Source organism: Bradyrhizobium sp. (assembly GCF_049581145.1).
In the GTDB taxonomy this organism is placed as follows: domain Bacteria; phylum Pseudomonadota; class Alphaproteobacteria; order Rhizobiales; family Xanthobacteraceae; genus Bradyrhizobium.
In genome coordinates, this window is sequence record NZ_JBAURI010001029.1 from 1 (window position 1) to 2,237 (window position 2,237).

The window sequence follows — 2,237 nt, forward strand, 5'->3', positions numbered from 1 at the left end:
TTTTGACCTTTGGCGTGGCACTTCCGGTCTATCGTTATCAACGAACATCGACGCACCGACCCGGCTGGTCCGTTTCGTGCCACAAACGATCACCGGCGAAAAGGAACGTCCGCCTCGACCATGCGATGGCCGTCGTCCATTCTTGGCTCTCAGTCAGGCGGGTTCGCCTCACATCTTGACCATCTCGGTGCGATATTTCGGCAACAGGGCCGCGATCAGTTTTCCCTTCTCGGCCATCTCTTCCGGGGTCGGCTTCGGCGGTGGCGATGTGCGGCCTTCGACGGGGAATCCGACCGCCAGAAAGAATTCATCCTGTCCTGCCGGCGTACACATGCAGAGCATGCGAGCCGCGTTGCCGGACACGTTCCTGAAGGCGTGCGGGGCGTCGGCCGGAACGTTGACGGTCGATCCCGCGCGTACGGTGTGCGACTTTCCGCGAAAAGTGAACTCGAGTTCGCCTTCGAGAAGCGAAAACATTTCCTCGAAGTCGTGGCGGTGCGGCGGGGGTCCGCCGCCGGCGGGCACGAGCATGTCGACCAGGCAGTAGCGGCCCGCCGTCTGCGCACCAGACACCAGGACAGTGTACGTTCCGCCGGCCACCGAGACATGCGGCACGTCGGCGCCGTCGGGATCGGCGACCGTCAGGACGCGGCCGGGATCGTCGGCGGGAATCGAGGAAGCAGACGGAGAATCTGCGGAAGGAGTGTCGGTCATCTCGGACCTCCGTGTCGATGGTTTTGAGAATACTGGGAGAGGCACCCTATCATGACCGGCGATGCCGTTCGAGGCCGGCGTCCGGTTCGGGTCACGGGCGGCTGTGGCCGGCCGGTTGATGGCACCGCCGGTTGACCTCCAGCTCCCGACATATCCCATGCGTTCCGGCACGGACGCTTCGTGCCAAAACGGAAATGACGAGCGCCCGTCTCATGGTGTCCTGCAATGATCTACATGCGATGATCGTTATATGAAGGGCAATTCGCGTCTCGCGGGCCAGCGCAGGAATTGCGACCGCTCGATTGCGTGATTGATCCGTGCACTCAAGACTGAACTAAGGGCGCGTTACGGAGACGATATGACAGGTCGCGCTAGTGGGTGAGATTTTGCTCGCGATTGTCATTGTCTTGTAGCCGATGCCGTTTGAGGCGATGTTCTTGATTTCGACGGCGCCAGCTCCGAGGTGCTTGGAATAATGCATGAAGGCATGAGAGAAGCGGCATCTTATTCTAGCGGTTTTTATTGTACGCAAGCCGTTGTTTCGTATGCTCAAATCCTGACTGATAGCACCGGCTGAATAACTGAGCCACCCGATATTCAACTCGGTCGGCTGCTGTGCCAGGGCAATGGCCGGCAACATCGACAATCCGACGACTGAACCGGCGATTTTATACATCCATGCTCCCCGGATCGCGTCAGGCCAGACCCGATTCGGCGCTCGTTACATCCGCCCGCTGCCTTCGTTGTCTTTATATCGTCACGAACGACAAGGCGCTCGATCCCCATGGTAGCATGGCGAGTGAATTCGAAAGCTACTCCGATCCGCTCTCTACGCGCGATACAATCGGGCATTGGCGGCCGCTCCCTGCTAGCCAACATCGCGGCGAGCCTGATGTCCGTTCAGGGTCAAGGGCGCTGTGCCCGACAGGCGAATGGCACAGCCGGCGTTCCCCCAGCTCTCCGGAATTACCCGTCGCGGTCTGCCACCTGCGCTTCGTGCCGTAAGCCGACATCATAGGCGCGAAAAGAGGCAACCCAATGCTGCCGCCTTACAAGTTGTTTCGCCTATCAGGAAGATTTCGCGCATCTTCCGCTGTTTCCCTGATGAGAGCGTGCAAATCGTGGCCCGTACGGCTGACAGAACGACCGTCACTGTGGAAGCCCTCAGCCCTGTAAACACCAAATGATGTTTCTGTCAGTGTGAAATGCCATCCGGCTAGTTCTGGAAATATCGGTGTGTGATTGTCCATCGCCTGTTTACTACCCGCGCCACCACAACTAGACGAGCGATTCCACGAAATCGATCACGTACTCCCGCTTCCATCGAGACGCATCGCTTGCGCGATGCTCCTCACAGGATGAGGTTCGGAGGAAACTGATATGATTAGAATCTCGAAATCGCTGTACTAGACGAGCGATTCCTTGAAAGCTGTCATATGGCGCGGCCACTTCTCCCCTCCCCCCGCGTAGCAGCGGGGGCGAGACGAGCGAAGCTCGCTCTGAGGGCCCGGGGGTGGGGGGTG

At 59.2% G+C, this 2,237-nt stretch carries 2 protein-coding genes; both read right to left on the bottom strand.

Annotation, left to right across the window (positions count from 1 at the left end; all coding sequences use genetic code 11):
* Positions 1-168: 168 nt before the first annotated feature.
* On the bottom strand, positions 169-714 hold the full coding sequence (locus WCB02_RS33310; RefSeq protein WP_423965109.1) for a cupin domain-containing protein: 546 nt from the start codon (positions 712-714) through the stop codon (positions 169-171).
* 334 nt (positions 715-1,048) lie between these two features.
* A complete protein-coding gene (locus WCB02_RS33315; RefSeq protein WP_423965110.1) occupies positions 1,049-1,390 on the bottom strand; it encodes a hypothetical protein in 342 nt (113 codons plus the stop codon).
* Between the last annotated feature and the right edge of the window lie 847 nt (positions 1,391-2,237).